20 protein-coding genes are annotated in these 19868 nt (G+C 69.5%); 10 read left to right on the top strand and 10 right to left on the bottom strand.

What is annotated here, in order from left to right:
* Nucleotides 1-27 precede the first annotated feature (27 nt).
* From CJ179_RS26805 to pdxH, 4 genes are all read right to left on the bottom strand, one after another.
* On the bottom strand, nucleotides 28-1323 hold the full coding sequence (locus CJ179_RS26805; RefSeq protein WP_072944795.1) for a citrate synthase: 1296 nt from the start codon (nucleotides 1321-1323) through the stop codon (nucleotides 28-30).
* Between the two features lie 428 nt (nucleotides 1324-1751).
* Nucleotides 1752-2714 (bottom strand): aldose 1-epimerase family protein, encoded by a 963-nt coding sequence (locus tag CJ179_RS26800; RefSeq protein WP_072944797.1) that lies wholly within the window; start codon nucleotides 2712-2714, stop codon nucleotides 1752-1754.
* A gap of 52 nt (nucleotides 2715-2766) precedes the next feature.
* The gene (locus CJ179_RS26795; protein WP_072944798.1) at nucleotides 2767-4053 is read right to left on the bottom strand and encodes an MFS transporter; all 1287 of its coding nucleotides are present in this window, start codon (nucleotides 4051-4053) and stop codon (nucleotides 2767-2769) included.
* 42 nt (nucleotides 4054-4095) lie between these two features.
* Nucleotides 4096-4767 carry a pyridoxamine 5'-phosphate oxidase gene (pdxH, locus tag CJ179_RS26790; RefSeq protein WP_083395616.1) on the bottom strand — a complete coding sequence of 224 codons (672 nt, stop codon included), beginning with the start codon at nucleotides 4765-4767 and terminating at the stop codon, nucleotides 4096-4098.
* A gap of 270 nt (nucleotides 4768-5037) precedes the next feature.
* Here pdxH and CJ179_RS26785 point away from each other — a divergent pair, with 270 nt between their 5' ends.
* A complete protein-coding gene (locus CJ179_RS26785) occupies nucleotides 5038-6168 on the top strand; it encodes a citrate synthase 2 (RefSeq protein ID WP_005244097.1) in 1131 nt (376 codons plus the stop codon).
* Nucleotides 6169-6209: 41 nt separating this feature from the next.
* A complete protein-coding gene (gene serC, locus CJ179_RS26780) occupies nucleotides 6210-7331 on the top strand; it encodes a phosphoserine transaminase (protein ID WP_095863380.1) in 1122 nt (373 codons plus the stop codon).
* A 64-nt stretch (nucleotides 7332-7395) separates the two neighbouring features.
* On the opposite strand, the gene CJ179_RS26775 is transcribed toward serC, so the two are convergent.
* The gene (locus CJ179_RS26775) at nucleotides 7396-7881 is read right to left on the bottom strand and encodes a nucleoside deaminase (RefSeq protein WP_015888807.1); all 486 of its coding nucleotides are present in this window, start codon (nucleotides 7879-7881) and stop codon (nucleotides 7396-7398) included.
* Nucleotides 7878-8126, bottom strand: a complete 249-nt coding sequence (locus CJ179_RS52830) for a hypothetical protein (RefSeq protein ID WP_257015774.1) — start codon at nucleotides 8124-8126, stop codon at nucleotides 7878-7880. The genes CJ179_RS26775 and CJ179_RS52830 overlap by 4 nt, the downstream gene beginning before the upstream one ends.
* 58 nt (nucleotides 8127-8184) lie before the next feature.
* On the opposite strand from CJ179_RS52830, the gene sepH reads away from it, so the two are divergent.
* Both sepH and CJ179_RS26760 read left to right on the top strand, forming a co-directional pair.
* The gene (gene sepH, locus CJ179_RS26765) at nucleotides 8185-9042 is read left to right on the top strand and encodes a septation protein SepH (RefSeq protein WP_072944804.1); all 858 of its coding nucleotides are present in this window, start codon (nucleotides 8185-8187) and stop codon (nucleotides 9040-9042) included.
* 72 nt (nucleotides 9043-9114) lie between these two features.
* Entirely contained in the window at nucleotides 9115-9900 is a 786-nt protein-coding gene (locus tag CJ179_RS26760; RefSeq protein WP_083395617.1) for a hypothetical protein, read from the top strand.
* A 12-nt stretch (nucleotides 9901-9912) separates the two neighbouring features.
* On the opposite strand, the gene CJ179_RS26755 is transcribed toward CJ179_RS26760, so the two are convergent.
* Together CJ179_RS26755 and CJ179_RS26750 are read right to left on the bottom strand one after the other, a co-directional pair.
* On the bottom strand, nucleotides 9913-10203 hold the full coding sequence (locus tag CJ179_RS26755; RefSeq protein ID WP_095863628.1) for a DUF2537 domain-containing protein: 291 nt from the start codon (nucleotides 10201-10203) through the stop codon (nucleotides 9913-9915).
* A 2-nt stretch (nucleotides 10204-10205) separates the two neighbouring features.
* A complete protein-coding gene (locus CJ179_RS26750) occupies nucleotides 10206-11012 on the bottom strand; it encodes an RNA methyltransferase (protein ID WP_095863379.1) in 807 nt (268 codons plus the stop codon).
* 70 nt (nucleotides 11013-11082) lie between these two features.
* Here CJ179_RS26750 and CJ179_RS26745 point away from each other — a divergent pair, with 70 nt between their 5' ends.
* The 6 genes from CJ179_RS26745 (at nucleotide 11083) to CJ179_RS26720 (ending at nucleotide 17842) form a co-directional block, all read left to right on the top strand.
* Nucleotides 11083-11922, top strand: coding sequence for an SDR family oxidoreductase (locus CJ179_RS26745; RefSeq protein WP_095863378.1), 840 nt, complete (start codon nucleotides 11083-11085; stop codon nucleotides 11920-11922).
* A 61-nt stretch (nucleotides 11923-11983) separates the two neighbouring features.
* Complete coding sequence (locus tag CJ179_RS26740) at nucleotides 11984-12877, top strand: MoxR family ATPase (protein ID WP_072944809.1); 894 nt, start codon at nucleotides 11984-11986, stop codon at nucleotides 12875-12877.
* A 5-nt stretch (nucleotides 12878-12882) separates the two neighbouring features.
* Complete coding sequence (locus CJ179_RS26735) at nucleotides 12883-13998, top strand: VWA domain-containing protein (RefSeq protein WP_095863627.1); 1116 nt, start codon at nucleotides 12883-12885, stop codon at nucleotides 13996-13998.
* A gap of 96 nt (nucleotides 13999-14094) precedes the next feature.
* Nucleotides 14095-14619, top strand: a complete 525-nt coding sequence (locus CJ179_RS26730) for a (2Fe-2S)-binding protein (RefSeq protein WP_072944810.1) — start codon at nucleotides 14095-14097, stop codon at nucleotides 14617-14619.
* Nucleotides 14616-16991, top strand: coding sequence for a xanthine dehydrogenase family protein molybdopterin-binding subunit (locus tag CJ179_RS26725; RefSeq protein WP_095863377.1), 2376 nt, complete (start codon nucleotides 14616-14618; stop codon nucleotides 16989-16991). The genes CJ179_RS26730 and CJ179_RS26725 overlap by 4 nt, the downstream gene beginning before the upstream one ends.
* Nucleotides 16988-17842: a xanthine dehydrogenase family protein subunit M gene (locus CJ179_RS26720; protein ID WP_095863376.1), complete on the top strand. Its 855-nt coding sequence runs from the start codon at nucleotides 16988-16990 to the stop codon at nucleotides 17840-17842. The genes CJ179_RS26725 and CJ179_RS26720 overlap by 4 nt, the downstream gene beginning before the upstream one ends.
* Before the next feature lie 13 nt (nucleotides 17843-17855).
* Here CJ179_RS26720 and CJ179_RS26715 read toward each other — a convergent pair whose 3' ends face one another.
* Together CJ179_RS26715 and CJ179_RS26710 are read right to left on the bottom strand one after the other, a co-directional pair.
* Nucleotides 17856-19187, bottom strand: coding sequence for an MFS transporter (locus tag CJ179_RS26715; protein ID WP_095863626.1), 1332 nt, complete (start codon nucleotides 19185-19187; stop codon nucleotides 17856-17858).
* Between the two features lie 246 nt (nucleotides 19188-19433).
* Complete coding sequence (locus tag CJ179_RS26710; protein ID WP_005244136.1) at nucleotides 19434-19865, bottom strand: MarR family winged helix-turn-helix transcriptional regulator; 432 nt, start codon at nucleotides 19863-19865, stop codon at nucleotides 19434-19436.
* Between the last annotated feature and the right edge of the window lie 3 nt (nucleotides 19866-19868).

The raw sequence follows: 19868 nt of genomic DNA, 5'->3' as shown, positions 1-19868 counted from the left end.
TCTATGGTTCGGCACAGGTGTTCGCGATCAGCGACCTGTGACGTCCTTGTAGTCACGCTCGGTGTAGCCGGTGTAGATCTGGCGCGGACGGCCGATCTTCGTAGCGGGATCTTCGTGCATCTCGCGCCAGTGTGCAATCCACCCGGGCAAGCGGCCCATGGCGAACAGAACGGTGAACATGCGCGTCGGGAAGCCCATGGCGCGGTAGATCAGACCCGTGTAGAAGTCGACGTTCGGGTACAGCTTGCGCTCGACGAAGTAGTCGTCGGTCAGCGCCGCCTCTTCGAGGGCCATCGCGATCTCGAGCAGTTCGTCGTCGCCGCCGAGCTTGTCGAGGATGGTGTGTGCCGTCTGCTTGACGATCGCGGCGCGCGGGTCGTAGTTGCGGTAGACGCGGTGCCCGAAGCCCATGAGCTTCACGCCGTCTTCCTTGTTCTTGACCTTGCGGACGAAGTCGCCTGCGTTGCTGCCGCTGGCCTTGATCTCGTCGAGCATCTCCAGCACCGCCTGGTTGGCGCCGCCGTGCAGCGGGCCCCAGAGTGCGTTGATGCCACCGGAAATCGAGGTGAACAGGTTGGCGTCGGAGGAGCCGACCAGGCGGACCGTCGACGTCGAGCAGTTCTGCTCGTGGTCGGCGTGCAGGATCAGCAGCATGTCGAGTGCCTTGGCGATCTCGGGATCGATCTCGTAGGGCTCCGCGGGGAAGCCGAACGTCATCCGGAGGAAGTTCTCGACGAGGTTCAGGGAGTTGTCCGGGTACAGGAACGGCTGCCCGACGGACTTCTTGTACGCGTAGGCGGCGATGGTCGGCAGCTTCGCGAGAAGACGGATGGTCGACAGTTCGACCTGTTCCGGGTCGGCCGGGTCCAGGGAGTCCTGGTAGTAGGCGGACAGCGCGTTGACGGCGCTGGACAGCACCGGCATCGGGTGCGCGTTCCGGGGGAACCCGTCGAAGAACCTCTTCAGGTCCTCGTGCAGCAGCGTGTGGCGCCGGATCCGGTCGGTGAACGACTCCAGCTGCGCCGGAGTGGGCAGCTCACCGTAGATCAGCAGGTAGCTGACCTCGATGAAAGTCGACTTCTCCGCCAGCTGTTCGATCGGGTATCCGCGGTAACGGAGGATCCCCTTCTCACCGTCGATATAGGTGATCGCGGAGCTGGTGGAGGCGGTATTGACGAAACCCGGGTCCAGGGTGGTGTACCCGGTGCTGGCGAGCAGCTTGCCCAGTTCGATACCGTCATTGCCCTCGGTTGCCCTGGCAATGGACATCGTGTGCTCACCACCAGGGTAGGTAAGCGTGGGCTTTGTGTCATTGTCAGGCACGAAGCATCCCTCTCAAGCTCAAACCAATGAGTAACAACTTCATTCAGGTAGAAACTAGCCCCACTCTGGCCTGCCTGCCGAAGGCGGGTCCGCTCAGGGGCCGTGACGCGGCCTCCCCGCGGGATGCGTGGCGACCTCGGGGAAGGGTCGGCGAACGGGTTGGTCGAGTGTCCGATTTGCCCGCACGGCGCGGGAGCGGAATCCGTGAGGGCCAGTTGCCCGGGACTGGACTGGCCTCGTTACCTGCACCGATGCCGAGGACGGCGAAGAACGCACGCCGTGGCACCCGGTGCAGTGAGGGAAGTACAGAGGCTGGCACAAAGACCGTCGGCCGCGACGGAAGAACCCCCGCCGGACGTATCGGCCGGACCGCGACCGGTGTTACACCGTCTCACCAAGTGGGCACCCGGCGGTCGAAAATCGAACCGCTACGACCCCCGCGCCGACATGCCCCACACACCGGTCCACTGCTGTCCCGGAGCGAGCACCAACTGATCGATTCCGGAGTTGAACGCATCCGGCGGGCACGTCATCGGTTCCAGGGCCAGCGCCCGGCCGCGGCCCGGGTACGACTTGCCCGCGTCGGGATCCGCGACGAACGCCTGCAGCCAACCGAACTCCCGGGCCGCCCACAGGACCGTTCCGGTGCCGTCCGGTGCGCGCAATTCGTGCCGCGACCTGCCGTCCACGTCCACATCCAGTGCGCTGAACGGGGTGTCGAGGGCCACACCCGCCAGCGTCCGAGGGCTGGTGAAGTCGTAGTCGGTGCCCGCGACGGCCTGCGAACCGCCGCTGGGCAGCATCCGCTCGTCGAGCGGCAGCCGGGTGCCTGCCGACAGGCGCAGCGTGCACTCGTCGAGGGGAAAGTCGCCGGCGCGGACGTAAGAGTGGAAACCCATCCCGAACGGCGCCGGGATGGCCCCCGTGTTGGTGGCGGTGTGCGTCACGGTCAGGCCGTCGTCGCCCAGGACGTAGTCGACGGTGAGCCGCAGCGGGTACGGCCACCCCTTGTGGAGGCCGACGTCGATCGACAACTCGATGCGGTCGTCGGCGTGATTGACGACACGCCAGTCCCGGCGACGGACGAATCCGTGGCTCGCGTTGGCGAACCCCGGCTCCGTGATCTCGAGCTGATGGTCGATGCCGTCGAAGGCGAACCGGCCGTCGCGGATCCGGTTGGGCCACGGCGCGAGGATCAGCCCGGCCGACAGCGGGGGCCGGGTGCCGAGGTCCCACGTCTCGGTGAGCGCCGTCGGCCCGTCCGGACCGTCCCGTTCGAGTAGCCGGAGTCCGGCACCGGTGGCCGCGATACCGGCCCGGTAGCCGCCGCCCCGGATCTCGAATCCAGCCGCGGCAGGCCTGTCCGTCTTCGACGACTGCGATTCACCCATGCATTTCAGTGTGCACGAGATCTGCACGAGATATGTGATGGCGCACGGGAACCTAGCGCGTGACCTTGTACCGCATCAGCGCCGGGAACGCGAGCGCGGCGATCACCACGCCGATGACGACGAGGACGCCGCCACCGGCCGCGGCGACGCTCGTTCCGACCGCCGCGGCCGCTGCGCCGTGCAGGACGTCGCCGATCCGCGGACCCCCGGCGACGACGACGATGAAGACGCCCTGGAGTCGTCCGCGCATCTCGTCCGTGGCGACCTGCTGGAGCATGGTGCTGCGGAACGCCGCGGAGACCATGTCGACGGCGCCGCCGAACGCGAGGAACGCCAGAGCGATCCACAACAGGGCGGGACTGCCGCCGGGTGAGGCGAGTCCCACGACGACGCCGAAGCCCACCATCGCCAGACCCCACAGCGCGATGCACACGATCACGGCGCGGCCCTGACGCCGGACCCTCGGCAGCCAGCCGGAGAACACGCCGCCGGCCACCGCACCGACGGACATCGCCGCGAACAGCAGGCCGAGCGCCACACCGCCGGAGGCCGGGTCGCCGAACGTGTCGTGCGCGATCTGCGGGAACAACGCCCGCGGCATACCGAACACCATCGCGATGATGTCGACGACGAACGACGCGAGCAGCACCTTCTGGGTGGCGAGGTAAGCGAACCCGTCGAACACCTCGCGCAGCCCGGCGCGCCGGGACTCCCCCGTCGGCGGGATGGCCGGCAGCCGGAGTACCGCCCACAGGGTGGCCAGGAGGGCGATCGAATCGACGAGATACAGCGTCGACAGCCCGACCACCGGAATCATGACCCCGGCGAGCAACGGTCCGGCGATGGCGCCGAACTGCATGACCGTCATGTTGAGCGAGTTGGCCGCGGGCAGCTGTTCCACCGGGATGAGCCGCGGGATGATCGCGCTGCGGGTCGGCTGGTTGACCGCGAAGAATGCCTGCTGCAGACCCAGCAGTCCGAGCACCAGCCACACGTTGTTCAGGCCGAGCGCCGCCTGCACCCAGAAAAGCACCGCCGTGACACCGAGTCCGACGGTGGTGATCGTCAGCAGTTTCCGCCGGTCCATGACGTCGGCGAGCGCGCCGCCCCACAGTCCGAACACGACCAGCGGTACCAGTGCGAAGACACCGGTCAGTCCCACGTACGCCGAGCTACGGGTGATCTCGTACACCTGCTGCGGCACGGCGACGACGCTGAGCTGTCCGCCGATCACCGTCACGATCCCGGCCGCCCACAGGCGCCGGTAGTCCCGGTTCTGCAGCGGCGCCGTGTCGGCGAGCAGCCGCCGCTTCCTCTTCTCGGTGACGGTGTCGGTCATTCTTCCCTTAGCTCGTTTCCCATGCTCACTATTCCCCGGTCGTCACGGCTGCAGCCGCTCCACCGTCCACGAGCCGTCGACCAGCGACGTCCGGATGCGGTTGTGCATCCGGTTGGCGCGGCCCTGCCAGAACTCCACGACAGCGGGGCGGATCAGGATTCCGCCCCAGTCCGGCCGCACCGGGATGTCGACGTCGACGGGGAAACGCTCCGCCGCGTGCAGCAGCGCGGCGTCCAGTTCGGCCCGCGAACCGATCGGCCGCGACTGCTCGGACGCCCACGCCCCCAGCCGGGATCCGCGGGGCCTGCTGTGCCAGTACTCGTCCGTGACCTCGGCACTCACGCGCTCGACCGGGCCGCGGACGGTGATCTGCCGGGCGACGGGCACCCAGGTGAACGTCACCGACGCGTACGGCACCGACTCCAGCTGGCGGCCCTTGTCCGAATCGTAGTTGGTGAAGAACAGCACACCGTCGGCACTCAGTCCCTTGCAGAGGACGGTGCGGGTGCACGGGTGTCCGTGCTCGTCGACGGTTCCGAGGGTCATCGCGTTGGGTTCGGGAACCCCGGACTCCACAGCGTCCTCGAGCCACCCGCGCATCAGGGGAAGCCAGCCGTCGCTCAGCTGGTCGGCGTCCAGATCGGAGTCGATATACGCTCCGTCGGCGCCCTGGTGTGCGTAACCGACGCGCATGGCCGCGAGGTCCTTGTTCACCGGTTTCGGGTGTTCTGCATCTGGAGACACAGCCGAGAACGCTACTCCCGGGTATGCACTGATCAACTCTCCGGTGACACCGGCTAAAGTTTTGGGGACCGAACCCGTCCCCTCGGATTGCAGCCGCGATCGTGCGATGCCCGGGGACGGCAAGTCGATTGCGCGGACGAGGGTGCCTGCCCATCCCGCATGCACGCCCAGCGCAATTGTCGAACGCCGAGACAGTGCCGCTCTGACCGGGGGCACTCGAACGAGGAGAGTCCACGAGCTATGTCAGCTAGCGCGGCAATACCGGACGATTTCGTCAGCGGACTGGAAGGCGTGGTCGCGTTCACCAGCGACATCGCCGAACCCGACAAGGACGGCGGCGCCCTGCGCTACCGCGGCGTCGACATCGAAGAACTCGTCTCCAAGCACGTCACCTTCGGCAACGTGTGGGCCCTGCTCGTCGACGGCCGCTTCGGCCCCGGACTGCCCCCGGCCGAACCCTTCCCCCTCCCCGTGCACACCGGCGACGTCCGCGTCGACGTCCAGGCCGGCCTCGCCATGCTCGCCCCCATCTGGGGATACCAGCCCCTCCTCGACATCGACGACGACACCGCCCGCGAACAACTCGCCCGCGCCTCCGTCATGGCCCTGTCCTACGTCGCCCAATCCGCCCGCGGCATCTACCAGCCCGCCGTCCCGCAGAGACGGATCGACGAGGCGAAAACCGTCACCGAACGGTTCATGGTCCGCTGGAAGGGCGACCCCGACCCCGCCCACGTCGCCGCCATCGACGCCTACTGGGTCTCCGCCGCCGAACACGGCATGAACGCCTCCACGTTCACCGCCCGCGTCATCGCCTCCACCGGCGCCGACGTCGCCGCCTCCCTGTCCGGGGCCATCGGCGCCATGTCCGGCCCGCTGCACGGCGGCGCCCCCGCCCGCGTCCTGCCGATGATCGAGGACACCGAGAAGTCCGGCGACGCCCGCGCCCTGGTCAAGGGAATCCTCGACCGCAAGGAAAAGCTGATGGGCTTCGGGCACCGCGTCTACCGCGCCGAAGACCCCCGCGCCCGGGTGCTGCGCGCCACCGCCAAGCGCCTGAACGCACCCCGCTACGAGGCGGCCGCCGCCCTCGAGCAGGCCGCCCTCGCGGAACTGCGCGAACGCCGCCCCGACCGGGCCATCGAGACGAACGTCGAATTCTGGGCCGCGGTCATCCTCGACTTCGCCGAGGTCCCGGCGCACATGATGCCCGCGATGTTCACCTGCGGCCGCACCGCCGGCTGGTGCGCCCACATCCTCGAGCAGAAACGCCTCGGCAAGCTCGTCCGCCCCGCCGCCATCTACACCGGGCCCGCACCCCGCACCCCCGAGTCCGTCGAGGGCTGGGACCAGATCGCCCACACCAGCTGACCGTCTTCCCCGCCTGAATCAGTAAGGAATAGAAAGTAGCGATGACCTCCACACCGATCATCCCCGCAGACCTCCTGCCCGCCGACGGACGGTTCGGCTGCGGACCGTCCAAGGTTCGCCCCGAACAGCTGCAGTCGCTGGTCGAGGTGGGCGCCTCGGTGTTCGGCACCAGCCACCGCCAGAAGCCCGTGAAGGACGTCGTCGCCAGCGTGCGGTCCGGCCTCGCCGATCTGTTCTCCCTGCCCGAGGGTTACGAGGTGGTGCTCGGCAACGGTGGCACCACCGCGTTCTGGGATGCGGCGGCATTCGGCCTGATCCGGGAGAAGTCGCTGCACCTCACGAACGGCGAGTTCAGCTCCAAGTTCGCGTCGGTCGCGAAGAACAACCCGTTCATCGGTGACCCGATCGTCGTCTCCGCCGACCCCGGCAGCGCGCCCGAACCGGTCTCCGATCCGTCCGTCGACCTCATCGGCTGGGCGCACAACGAGACGTCCACGGGTGTCGCGATCCCCGTCTCGCGTCCCGCGGGCTCGGAGAACGCGCTCATCGCCATCGACGCCACGTCCGGCGCCGGCGGCCTGCCGGTGAACGTCGCCGACGCCGACGTGTACTACTTCGCGCCGCAGAAGTGCTTCGCCGCCGACGGTGGCCTGTGGATCGCGCTGATGAGCCCGAAGGCGCTCGAGCGGGTCGCGGAGATCAAGGATTCGGGTCGCTGGACCCCCGACTTCCTGTCGCTGCCCATCGCCGTGGACAACAGCTCCAAGGACCAGACATACAACACGCCCGCGGTCGCGACGCTGCTGCTGCTCGCCAACCAGATCGAGTGGCTGAACGGCAACGGCGGTCTCGACTGGGCCACGTCGCGTACCGCCGATTCGTCCTCGCGCCTGTACCAGTGGGCCGAGGCCAGCGAGTACGCCACACCGTTCGTCACCGATCCCGCGCACCGCTCGCAGGTCGTCGGCACCATCGACTTCGACGACAAGATCGACGCCGCCCAGGTGGCGAAGATCCTGCGGGCCAACGGCGTCGTCGACACCGAGCCGTACCGCAAGCTGGGCCGCAACCAGCTGCGTGTCGGCATGTTCCCGGCGATCGATCCCGAGGACGTCTCGCAGCTCACGAAGAGCATCGACTGGGTCGTCTCGCAGCTCGGCTGAGACCCGGCACCTGCACCCGTCAGCCCCCGGCACCGAAGTGCCGGGGGCTGACGGCGTCTCGGGGTCAGTCCGTGTCGAGGAAGCGGTGGAACGGCGCGAGCGCCTCGTCGCCGAGATGCGGCCCGCTCACCTGGATCTCGACGCTCGCCGCATCGAGCACGTCGGCGCAGCCCAGCGTGAACCGCGGTCCGTCGGGGAGAATCCGGGAGAAGTCCGCGGACGAGGCCGCGTAGACCACCCGCGTGATCCCGGCCCACACCATCGCCGCACTGCACATCGGGCACGGCTCACCACTCGCGTACATGGTGGCGCCGACCAGGTCGCCCGTTCGGCCTTCACCGCAGGCGGTGGTGATCGCGTCGAGTTCCGCGTGCTCGGTGACGTCGGCGGACGTCGCCACGGAGTTGGCGCCCTCACTGATCACGTGACCGTCGGCGCCGACCGCGACCGCACCGAACGGCCTGTTGCCCGCGTCCCCCGTCTCGTCGGCGAGTTCGATAGCCCGCCGCAGGTGGGCAAGGTCCACGTCGTCGACATCGCTCTGGCTCATCGACTCAGATCCACTTCTGTTCCGACGCCCCGTTGCCGGGCTGTGTCGATCAGTATGCGCGCCGCGGCGAGGTCCTGGAGGCCGATCCCGACGGAGTTCTCCAGCGTGATCGCCCCCGTCCAGGTCACCCGCACGAGGCAGCGCGCACCCCGCAGGACGGATCGATCGGGAAACGAGGAAGCGTAGCGCGCACCCGACGCCGGAACGGGATTTACCCGCGCGTGTCCTGCCGCGCGGGCTGTCACGAATGAATTACAGTTGCCGGGGCGCAGAGTCGCGAGCCGGCGCGATAAGGAGGTCAACGTGCGAGAGCTTCGAGTGATCGGTCTCGAGCCCGATGGTTCGCACGTCGTGTGCGCAGATGCCAGTACCGGCGAAAAATTCCGGCTTCCCGCCGATGACAAACTCCGCGCTGCATCCCGCGGGGACATCGCTCGACTCGGCCAGATTGAGATCGAAATGGACAGTCAGCTCAGGCCCCGCGAAATCCAGGCCCGCATCCGTGCCGGCGCCTCCGTCGAACAGGTTGCCGACGAGGCCGGTATCCCCCTGGCGAAGGTGGAGCGCTTCGCGTATCCCGTTCTGCTCGAACGTTCCCGTGCGGCCGAGATGGCGCAGGGCGGACACCCGGTGCGCGACAACGGCCCCGCCGTTCCCACTCTCGCCGAGATCGTCACGCAGGCGTTCCGCGCGCGGGGACACAACATCGACGACGCCGCGTGGGACGCGTGGCGCGACGAGGACAATCACTGGGTCGCCCAGCTGCAGTGGCAGGCCGGGCGGACCACCAACGCGGCGCACTGGCGGTATCAACCGGACGCGCACGGTGGCACCATCGTCGCCCTCGACGACACCGCCTTCGACCTGATCGACCCCGACTTCGGCCGTCCGCTGCGCGGATTGGCGCCGGTGGCGTCCGACGAACCGGAACAGCTCGAACTCGCCGAGTTCCCCACCGAGGTGGAGGTGCCGACGATCGAGCCCGAGGAGATCATCGAGGCCGACGTCACCGAGGAGCCCGAGGACGAGCCCGCTTCGCCCGAGGAGCCGGCCGCACCCAAGATCGCCCCGCACCAGACGAACAACAAGGACAAGCGCGGCAAACCCGCACTCCCCTCTTGGGACGACGTCCTGCTCGGTGTCCGCAGCAGCGGACGCTGACCGTCGGCGCGGTAAGCAGGCCGGGAACCCGGTCGGGGTCGTACTCTTTCAGGAAGACTTCGGAAGAGGGGGATGACCGTGGGGGCCAAGGTATCAACGATCTGGTACGTCGACGTCCCCGACCCTGCGGCTGTTCTGAGACATCACCCCGAGCCTGACCTCGCTGCGGCGCGGCGACTCGCCGCCCGCCTCTATCCCGACCTGGCGGCCACCCCCACCGGCCCGGTTCCGCTGGCCGAGGCCGCGCGACTCGACGCCGCGGGGACCGTGCACATCGGTTCCTACCCCGGCATCACCGTCGTGTGCGGGCCCGATCTGGCCGTTCCCCGGCCGTCGACCCTGCCCGGAACACGCGTCCGGCCCACCGAATCCGCGAAGACGTACTACATCGCATCCAAGCCCGACATCGCGTGGGGCTCGTTCGCGATGTGGGAGGACGGGCACCTCACCCGCGCGTTCAGCGCCACGCCGGTCCACATTCACGAGGACCTCGGCATCCCCCTGGTGTGGGAGAGACCGTTCTGGGCGGGCGACTTCCCGCTCGAACATCCGCCGGGCGTGCTGCCCGACCCACAGTCGCTGCCGTTCCACCCGCAGCAGTTCGCCGAGGGTGCCAACCGGGAATGGCTGAACTTCCGGTACACGGGCGCCCCCCAGGGCACCGAGATCGACCCGAAAAAGATCACCGTACTCGGTTTCACCGTCCACCCGCCCGGCGAAGGTCCGGCGGTCGAGCCTCCCGCCGAGGTAAAACAACCCGCCGAGGTGGAACACCCCGCCCCCGAACCCGTTACCACGCCCGCTCCGCCGCCGGCCGCCCGCAAGGGCGGACTGCTCCGCCGCTACTTCGGCTTCTGACGCCCGCGGGAGTCAGGCGGCACCGACGAGCAGCGCCGACCAGCCCGCGAGAACTCCGGCCGCGGCGCCGTACACCAGCCACCGCCACACCGGTGCCCGGCGCAGTCGCCACACCGACGGCGCGACCCCGGCCACCACGACGAGTTCGAGGAACACCGCGAGCGCGGGATTGATCCGGGCGAGCTGCGAGCCGAACGCCATGATCGCGACGGCCACCACCGCCGCGGCGAACGCTGCCACGAGAAGTCCGGTGAACCACGGTGTTCCCGTCGGCGGCGGATACGGGGAATGAGGGTCCAGGATTCTCACCGGCCCGTGCGGACGCGCTCGTAGAACGCCATCGCCGCCGCCGTCGCGACATTGAGTGAGTCCGTTCCGGGTGCCATCGGGATGCGGGCACGAATGTCCGTGGCGCGCATGGCGTGTTCGGTGAGGCCCGGCCCTTCCGCGCCCAGCAGCAGCGCCACCTTCTCCCCTGTCATCGCCTCCGCCAGCGTCACCGCCTCAGGGTTCGGGGTCAGCGAGATCAGCTGGAACCCCCGCTCCCGCAACGCTTCCAGATCGTGCGGCCACTTCGTCACGTGCGCGAACGGAACCCGGAGGACGTGCCCCATCGACACCCGGACCGCCCGGCGGTACAGCGGGTCGGCACACCCCTTGCCGAACACCACGGCGTCGACGCCGAGCCCCGCGGCGTTGCGGAACATCGCGCCCAGGTTCTCGTGATCGTTCACACCCTCGAGCACCGCGACCGTCTGGGAGTGCTCGAGCACATCCGCCAGTTCGAGGGGTGCCGGGCGACGCGCCGCCGCGAGCACACCCCGGTTGAGGTGGAACCCGACAACCTCGGCCATGACGTCCGCCGTCGTCCGATAGAACGGCACGTCCACGCCGTCGAGGTCGTCGGCCAGTTCCTCCAGCCGCCGATCGACGCCGAGCAGCGCGATCGGGTCGAACCGGGACGCCAGCAGTCGCTGCGCCACCAGCACACCCTCCGCGATCACCAGGCCCTTACCCTCGGGGAGATCGGGCCGCCGGTCCGAGGAGTTGAGATCGCGGAAGTCGTCCAGCCTGGTATCGGCCGGATCTGTTATGTCGATGACGTGAACCACCGGTCCATATTGCCGTATGCGCGGCGTCACAGCGTTGACTCCCCTCCGCGGGGCGCGAAAGCTCGAAGGAATGAAGCACCTGCACGGACGCACGGCTCTGGTGACCGGCGCCTCCGGCGGTCTCGGTCGCGTCGTCGCCCGGGCCCTGGCGCGCGAGGGTGTCGCCGTCGCCGTGTCCGGCCGGCGTGAGGACCGACTCGCGGAACTCGTGGTGGAACTGCGTGCGCTCGGTGTGCGCGCCGAGGCCGTGCCCGGAGACCTGAATCGACTGGACCTGCTCGATGCGCTGATCGAGCGCGCCGAGGCGGCGGTCGGCCCCCTCGACGTCCTGGTGAACAACGCCGGAGTGGAGAACGTCTCGGCGTTCACCCGGCTCGACCACGCCGAGCTCACCGCCATGGTCGACGTAAACCTCACCGCACCACTGCTTCTCACTCGCCGGGCGCTTCCCGGGATGCTCGACCGCGGTCGCGGTCACGTGGTGTTCGTGTCGTCGCTGGCAGCGAAGATCGGTCCGGCGTACTGCGCGCCGTACGCCGCGACGAAGGCCGGCCTGATCGGTCTCACCCAGTCGCTGCGCGCGGAATATGCGGGCGCACCGGTCGGCTTCTCCGTCGTGTGCCCCGGGTTCATCGCGGGCGACGGCATGTACCAGCGGATGACCGAACGCGGAATCAGGGCCGGCCGGATGGCCGGCGAGACCAGCACCGACAAGGTCGCCGCCACCGTGATCCGGGCGATTCGGCGGGACCTGCCCGAGGTCGTCGAGAGCGGAGCACCGATCCGCCCCCTGCTCGCCCTGGCGCAGATCGCGCCGGGACTCGCCGAGCGGGTGGCCGCGAGATTCGGCGCCACCGCGATGTTCCGGCGGTTGAGCGAGGACCGCGGCCGAGTGGAGCCGGATGGTTGACGGCGTGCACCGTTGCCCGAGTCGGGTACCGGGGCGTGGGCACTGATCTAGGCTCGCGGACGTGAGTGATTCCACGCCGACGGTCGGTTCGCCCGCGGAACTGGCGCGGGCGCTGGGCGCCACCGGGTACCTCGCCGACGACGGCGTCGCGATGGCCGCGTTCCTCGCGATACGTATGGGACGGCCCCTGTTCTGCGAGGGCGAACCCGGCACCGGCAAGACGTCGCTCGCGGCCGCGCTGTCGGAGGCGTTCGGCCTGCCGCTGATCCGGCTGCAGTGCCATGAGGGAATCGACGCCGCGCAGGCGCTCTACGACTGGGACTTCCCGCGGCAGCTGCTGCACCTGCGGACGCTGGAGGCGGCGAGCGACGGATCCCTCGAGGCCGACGCCGTCGAACGCTCCCTGTACACCGAGCGGTTCCTGCTGGCGCGCCCCCTGCTGCGGGCCCTCACCGAAGCCCCGTGTGTGTTGCTCGTCGACGAGATCGACCGCGCCGACGACGAGTTCGAGGCGTTCCTGCTGCAGGTCCTCGACGAGAACGCCGTCACCATCCCCGAACTCGGCGAGGTGCGGGCAGCGACACCGCCGCTGGTGGTGCTCACGTCCAACCGCACCCGCGAGGTGCACGACGCCCTCAAACGCCGCTGCCTGTACCACTGGCTCGAACACCCGGATCTGGCGCGGGAGGTCGAGATCCTGCGCCGCCGCATCCCCGGCATCGGGGCCGAACTCGCCGGCCAGGTCGCGCACGCCGTCCACTCCCTGCGTGAGATGGAACTGCTCAAGCCGCCGGGGGTGGCCGAGTCGCTGGACTGGGCGCGCGCACTGCAGGAACTCGATCGGGACGTGCTGGACGCGGAAACCGCAGCCGCGACGCTCGGCGCCGTCCTCAAGTACCGCGAGGACCTCGAACGCGTGGCCCGGGCGGGACTGGACCGGCTCCTGGCGGGGTGAGCACCGTGCCCGCGACCCCGGACGCCGGCGACCCGCTGGTGGGGTTCGCCGGGTTCTCGCACGCCCTCGCGGCGGCGGGACTGCCGGTCGCGTCGGACGCCGTCGCCGCGTTCATCCGGGCCCTCCGCCAGGTGGATGTAAGCGATCCGAGTCAGGTGTACTGGGCGGGGCGCGCGACCCTGTGCCGCGGTCCCGACGACATCCCGCGGTACGACTCGGCGTTCGAGGGCTGGTTCGGCGGTACCGTCCCGCTGCACACGCCGCGGTCCGGGGAGCAGCCGCGCCGGGCCAGGTCCGCCGCCCTGACTTCGACGGACGGCGGCGACGCCGGTGGGGACGCGCCGCGGCTGCGGGTCGCGGCCGACGACGCCGAGGTGTTGCGCCACCGGGACATCGCCGACCTCACCGCGGCCGAGCGCGCGCACCTCGCCGAGTTGATCGCCACCCTGCGCCCGCGGCCCCCGACCCGCCCGGCCATCCGGATGCGTCCCGCCCGCCGGGGCGCCGTCGATCCGCGCCGGACGGTGCGGGGCATGCTCGCGGCGGGCGGCGAAGCGGTGCGGCCGAGCCACCACCGCAAGGCCACCCGGCCGCGCCGGATGGTACTGCTGATCGACGTGTCCGGATCGATGAGCCCGTACGCCGACGCGCTCCTGCGGTTCGGTCACGTCGTCGCGCGGAGCAATCCGGCGGGCACCGAGGTGTTCTCGCTGGGCACCCGGATGACCCGGCTGTCCCGGGCGCTGCGGGTCCGCGACCCGGAAGTGGCACTGGCCGCCGCGAGCCGGGCCGTGCCCGACTGGGCGGGCGGCACCCGCCTCGGCGAGACGCTGCGCGCATTCCTGGACCGCTGGGGGCGCCGCGGCGTGGCCCGCGGCGCCGTCGTGGTGATCTTCTCCGACGGCTGGGAGCGCGGCGACCCGACCCTGCTCGCGGAGCAGATGGCTCAGCTGCGCCGGCTTGCCCACGCCGTGCTGTGGGTGAATCCGCACGCCGGCGCGGACGGGTACGAACCGGTGCAGTCCGGGATCGTCGCCGCGCTGCCGTATATCGACCGGCTCCTCGCCGGCCACAGTCTCGCGACGCTGCAGGAACTGCTCGAGGTGGCGCGCCGGACGTGACCGATCCGGAAGCGGTTCCCCGATTCCGGGTGTTGTTCGGGCCCGGTCGGCGCAGAGTAGGACGTATCACCTGAGGCTCTCGGCTTTGGAGGCGCGATGCGCATCACCGTCACCGTCGACGGAACGGCATACACGGACGACGTGGAACCACGACTACTCCTCGTCCATTATCTTCGGGACCGGCTCGGCAAGGTCGGCACCGTCATCGGCTGCGACACCGGGAACTGCGGGGCGTGCACCGTTCATCTGAACGGTCACAGCGTCAAGTCCTGCTCGGTGCTCGCCGTGCAGGCCGACGGCGGCGACATCCTCACCATCGAGGGCCTGTCCCGCAACGGGAAATTGCACCCCGTACAGCAGGCGTTTCGCGACAACCACGCCCTGCAGTGCGGCTACTGCACACCCGGCATGATCATGCAGACCCTCGACCTGCTCGCCGAGGAACCCGACCCGGACGAGCGGACGGTGCGGCTGGGGTTGGAAGGCAACCTGTGCCGCTGCACCGGATACCAGAACATCGTCAGCGCGGTCCAGGACGCGGCGCAGCGGTTGCGCGGCGGCAGCACCGCCGAGACACCGAAGGACGCGAAGACCGACACCGCGCAGGGAGGTGTGCGATGACCGCCACCGCCGAACCGGAAATCGGCAAGGCCCGCACACGCAAGGAAGACGAACACCTGATCACGGGTCGCACTCGATGGACCGACAACCTGGTGCTGCCCGGCATGCAGCACCTGGCGATCCTGCGCAGCCCGTTCGCGCACGCCCGCATCACCGGTGTGGACGCCTCCGCCGCCCGCGAGATGCCCGGCATCGTCGCGGTCTTCACCGGCGCCGACCTCGCCGACGAGCAGGGCAGCCTGCCGTGCGCCTGGCCGATCACCCCGGACATGAAGTCGCCGCCCGCCCCGTCTGTGGCGGTCGACCGGGTGAACTTCGCAGGCGAGGCCGTCGCGGTCGTGGTGGCGCGCAGCGCCTACGAGGCGCACGACGCACTCGAGGCGATCGACGTCGAGTACGACGACCTGCCGGTCGTGCTGGACCTCGCGTCCGCGGCCGCCGACGGCGCCGAACTCGTGCACCCCGATCTCGAGACGAACGTCAGCGCCATCTGGACGTTCGATTCCGCGGAGGCCGGCACCGGCGGCGACGTGGAGCAAGCGATCCGCGACGCCGAGGTACTCGTCGAACGCACGTTCCGGCAGCAGCGGCTCATCCCGGCGTTCATGGAACCCCGCTCGGTGGTGGTCGACCCGACCGGCGCCCAGATCACCATGTGGTCGGCCACGCAGATCCCCCACATCCTGCGGCTCATGCTCGCGATGACGCTCGACATCCCGGAGCACAAACTGCGCGTCGTCGCACCGGACGTCGGCGGCGGTTTCGGCGGCAAACTGCAGGTGACGCCCGAGGAAGTCATCGCGCTTCTCGTCGCGCGGCGACTCGGCAAGCCGGTCAAGTACACCGAGTCCCGCAGCGAATCGATGCTCGCGGCCCATCACGGTCGCGACCAGATCCAGAAGCTGACGCTGGCCGCCCGCCGCGACGGCACCGTCACCGGCATGAAGGTGGAACTGCTCGCCGACATGGGCGCGTACCTGCGGCTGGTGACGTCGGGGGTGCCGATCCTGGGCGCGTTCATGTTCAACGGCATCTACAAGTTCCCGGCGTATCACTTCACGTGCACCAACGTGTTCACGAACAAGGTGCCCACCGACGCGTACCGCGGGGCGGGGCGACCGGAGGCGACGTTCGCGATCGAACGGATGATGGACGAACTCGCGACCGAGTTGTCGCTCGACCCACTGGAATTGCGGGCGAAGAACTGGATCACCCACGAGGAGTTCCCGTTCGACACCGTCGCGGGCCTGACGTACGACTCCGGCAACTACGAGGCCGCCACCGCGCAGGCACGGGAGTTGTTCGACTACGACGGGCTGCGCCGCGAACAGGCGGAGCGCCGCGAGCGGAAGGACCCGGTGCAACTGGGCATCGGGGTGTCCACGTTCACCGAGATGTGCGGTCTGGCGCCGTCGCGCACGCTCGGCGCGCTGGCCTACGGGGCCGGCGGGTGGGAACACGCGGCGATCCGGATGCTGCCCACCGGCAAGGTCGAGGTGGTCACCGGTTCCTCCGCCCACGGCCAGGGCCACGAGACCGCGTGGAGCCAGGTGGTCGCGGATCAGCTCGGGGTTCCGTTCGAGGACGTCGAGGTGCTGCACGGCGACACCCAGACGTCGCCGCGTGGGATGGACACTTACGGATCCCGGTCGCTGGCGGTCGGTGCGATCGCGGTGGTGAAAGCCGCCGAGAAGGTGATCGCCAAGGCCAGACCCATCGCGGCGCACCTGATGGAATGCGCCGAGGACGATCTCGAGTTCACCGAGGGCCGGTTCCGGGTGAAGGGCACCGAGAAGGCGGTCGGCATCGCCGACGTCGCGCTCGCGGTGTTCGCCGCGCACGATCTACCCGACGGTGTGGAGCCGAACCTGGACTCCGAGGCGGCGTACGACCCGGAGAACTTCTCGTTCCCGCACGGCACGCACCTGTGCGCGGTGGAGGTCGACACCGAGACCGGGAAGGTCCGCATCCGCTCTTACGTGTGCGTCGACGACATCGGGCACGTGGTCAACCCGCTGATCGTGGAGGGGCAGGTGCACGGCGGGCTCGCGCAGGGCATCGCGCAAGCCCTGTACGAGGAGGCGGTGTACGACGAGTCCGGCACCCTGCTGTCGGGTTCGTTCGCCGAGTACTCGGTTCCGTCGGCAGCGGATCTGCCGTCGTTCACCACGGGCCGCACCGAGACCCCCGCCACCGGTAACCCGCTGGGCGTCAAGGGGGTCGGCGAGGCGGGGACGATCGCGTCCACCCCGGCCGTCGTCAACGCCGCCCTCGACGCGGTCCGGCAGTTCGGGGTGCGTGACATCGAGATGCCCTTGACGCCGATGCGGGTCTGGCGTGCCGTCCACACCGCCCAGGGAGGTGCCCGATGATTCCGTCGAGCTTCGATTACGTCGCCCCGACCTCCGTCGACCAGGCGGTGGCCGCGCTCGCCGAGGCCGGCGAGGACGCCAAGATCCTCGCCGGCGGGCAGAGTCTGCTGCCGGTCCTGCGGCTGCGATTGTCCTCGCCGAGCACCCTCGTCGACCTGGGACGAATCGGCGAGTTGCGCGGCGTGCGCGAGGACGGAGACAGCATCGTGATCGGCGCAATGACCACGTACTACGACGTGATCCGCAACCCGCTCGTCCAGGAGCACGCGCTGCTGCTCGTCGAGGCGAGCCGCACCGTCGCCGATCCGCAGATCCGGCACCGCGGCACGCTGGGCGGCGCTCTCGCGCATGCCGATCCGGCGGGTGACCTGTGCGGACCCGCGCTGGCCCTCGACGCCACCCTCACCGTGGTGGGCCCCGCGGGCAGACGGACCATTCCGGTCGCCGATTTCTTCGAGGGTTACTACACCACCACGTTGCGACCGGACGAGATCCTCGTGGACGTGCGGATCCCGAAGCACACCGGCTGGGAGGCGCGGTACGAGAAGTTCAACACGGTGGCGGAGGCCTGGTCGATCGTGGGGGTGGCCGCGACGATCCAGGTGGACGGCGGCACGATCCGGCAGGCGCGGGTGGCGCTGACCAACATGGGGTCGGTTCCGGTGCGCGCTCGCGGCGTCGAGGACGCGCTCGTCGGCAAGGCCGCGGACCCGGAGTCGATCCGGGCGGCGGCCGAGCACGCCGCCGAGGGCACCGACCCCGTCACCGACGGCAACGCCGACGCCGAGTACCGCACCCACCTCGCGAGAGTGCTGACCCGGCGGGCCGTGGCGACGGCGGTCGGCGTCTGAACGGCCCGGGCCGTCAGGACCGCGGGTCGCGGCTGGCCTCCACGGCCTGTTCGGTGGCGTCGCAGACCACGACGGGGCGCGGTTCGAGCACGTTGCGCAGTTCGATCACCGGGAGGTGGCGGCCGGCGTCCGGTCTGCGCACCGTGATCCACACCCGCTGGTGCCGCATCAGGTACAGAGCCGCGCCGATGCCGCTGACCAGGGAGATCGCGCCGCCGATCACGAGCGGTGCGCGGGGGTCGAGGACGTCGGCCAGCCACCCCAGAACGGGACTGCCCAGCGGGGTGCCGCCGAGGAAACAGAGCATGTAGATACCCATCACCCGGCCGCGCATCTCGGACGGCACGGACATCTGCAGGATGTTCATCGCCGCCGTCGTGAACGTCAGGGTCAACGCACCGGTCGGGACGAGCATGATCGCCACCAGCGCATAGGTGGGCATCACCCCGACCAGGATCTCGAACGCCCCGAATGCGGCGGCGGCCCCGAGGAACGTGCGCAGCCGGGGCGGGGTCGTGCGTTTCGCGGCGATCGTGGCGCCGGCCAGCGTGCCCACGGCGAGCGTGGTCGACAGCAGTCCGTAGGCGTCCGCACCGCGATCGAACGTGTTGCGGGCGAGAACGGCGAGACTGATCGGGAAGTTCAGACCGAACGTGGACACCATGAAGATCGCCACCATCAGCACCCGCAGGTCGGCGCGACTCCACACGTAGCGGAAACCCTCCCGGACCTGCCCCTTCCCGCGTTCCGCCTGGGGTGCCGTGAACAGGTCGCGGGCGTTCATCATCAGCAGTGCGATCAGCACACCGGTGAACGTGCCCACGTTGAGCAGGAACACCCAGCCCGTGCCGATGAGGGTGATGAGCACACCGGAGATCGCCGGGCCGATGATGCGGGCCGTGTTGAACGTCATGGAGTTCAGCGCGATGGCGTTGGGCAGCGAGTCCTTGCCGACCATCTCGATCGTGAACGACTGCCGCGCCGGCGCGTCGATCGCGGACGCGCAGCCCATCAGGAACGCGATGAGATAGACGTGCCACAGGGCGACCAGTCCGCCGACGTCGAGCAGGCCGAGCACCAGCGCGCACAACGCCATCGACACCTGTGTCGCGATGAGGATGCGCCGCTTGTCGTACCGGTCGGCGAGGACGCCGCCCCACACGGACAGGAACAGGGTCGGGCCGAACTGCAGTGCCATCACGATCCCGACCGCGAGGGCGTTGCCGTTCGACAACGTCAGGACCAGCCAGTCCTGCGCCACCCGCTGCATCCACGTGCCGACGAGGGAGACGATCTGTCCCGACGCCCACAACCGGTAGTTCCGGGTGCGGAGAGCGGCGAACATGCCGGTCTTCGGCTGGTCTGGGGCGGTGGTTTCGGGTTCGGGCGGCACCCTTCCATCTTGCTCCCGCCACCGGAACGCCTTCGACCTGCCCCTGTGCGCGCCTCGGTGGCCGGACCGCCGGGGATTCCGATTGCGTTCTCCGGCAGATGATTTGCTCCGCGATATCGCGGGAACGGATACCTACCCACGTTCCGGGGAGCCGAATGCCGTTGTACTGCTGGGCAGCTGCCGATCAGCCGCGGCGGTTCACTCCGAGTCGGCGACGATGGACGTGATGATGCCGACCGCGTCGCGGAGAGTCTTCAGCTGCGCCTCGTCGAGCCCGGACAGCCGCTCGTTCATCCACGCCTCGCGGGCGTGCGTCTCGTCGGCGATCAGCGCGTGACCGGCGTCCGACAGCGTGACGATGATCTGGCGTCCGTCGGTGGGATGCGGTGCCCGCTCGACCAGTCCCAGTTCGACCAAGGACGCGATGACCCTGGTCATCGACGGCGGCTGCACCTTCTCGCGCGCCGCGAGATTGCCCGGCGTCATGGCGCCGTCGCGGGCGAGGGTGGCCAGTGCCGACAGCTGGGTCAGCGATACCTGGGCGTCGACGCGGCGCCCACGCAGGTGACGCGTGAGGCGCACGACAGCCAGGGAGAGGTCGCTGGCGAGTGCTCGCGTATCCGTGGTCACGGG

The sequence above is a fragment of the Rhodococcus sp. ACS1 genome, assembly GCF_002300155.1.
In the GTDB taxonomy this organism is placed as follows: domain Bacteria; phylum Actinomycetota; class Actinomycetes; order Mycobacteriales; family Mycobacteriaceae; genus Rhodococcus_F; species Rhodococcus_F koreensis.
This window is presented reverse-complemented; position numbering and strand designations above follow the sequence as displayed.

What these genes read in the sequence shown, in the direction of transcription:
- CJ179_RS26800 (WP_072944797.1), bottom strand. Translation starts at nt 2,714, where the DNA reads ATGGGTGAATCGCAGTCGTCGAAGACGGACAGGCCTGCCGCGGCTGGA.
- CJ179_RS26795 (WP_072944798.1), bottom strand. Translation starts at nt 4,053, where the DNA reads ATGACCGACACCGTCACCGAGAAGAGGAAGCGGCGGCTGCTCGCCGAC.
- CJ179_RS26785 (WP_005244097.1), top strand. Translation starts at nt 5,038, where the DNA reads ATGTCAGCTAGCGCGGCAATACCGGACGATTTCGTCAGCGGACTGGAA.
- serC (WP_095863380.1), top strand. Translation starts at nt 6,210, where the DNA reads ATGACCTCCACACCGATCATCCCCGCAGACCTCCTGCCCGCCGACGGA.
- CJ179_RS26775 (WP_015888807.1), bottom strand. Translation starts at nt 7,881, where the DNA reads ATGAGCCAGAGCGATGTCGACGACGTGGACCTTGCCCACCTGCGGCGG.
- CJ179_RS26760 (WP_083395617.1), top strand. Translation starts at nt 9,115, where the DNA reads ATGACCGTGGGGGCCAAGGTATCAACGATCTGGTACGTCGACGTCCCC.
- CJ179_RS26745 (WP_095863378.1), top strand. Translation starts at nt 11,083, where the DNA reads ATGAAGCACCTGCACGGACGCACGGCTCTGGTGACCGGCGCCTCCGGC.
- CJ179_RS26730 (WP_072944810.1), top strand. Translation starts at nt 14,095, where the DNA reads ATGCGCATCACCGTCACCGTCGACGGAACGGCATACACGGACGACGTG.
- CJ179_RS26725 (WP_095863377.1), top strand. Translation starts at nt 14,616, where the DNA reads ATGACCGCCACCGCCGAACCGGAAATCGGCAAGGCCCGCACACGCAAG.
- CJ179_RS26720 (WP_095863376.1), top strand. Translation starts at nt 16,988, where the DNA reads ATGATTCCGTCGAGCTTCGATTACGTCGCCCCGACCTCCGTCGACCAG.
- CJ179_RS26715 (WP_095863626.1), bottom strand. Translation starts at nt 19,187, where the DNA reads ATGTTCGCCGCTCTCCGCACCCGGAACTACCGGTTGTGGGCGTCGGGA.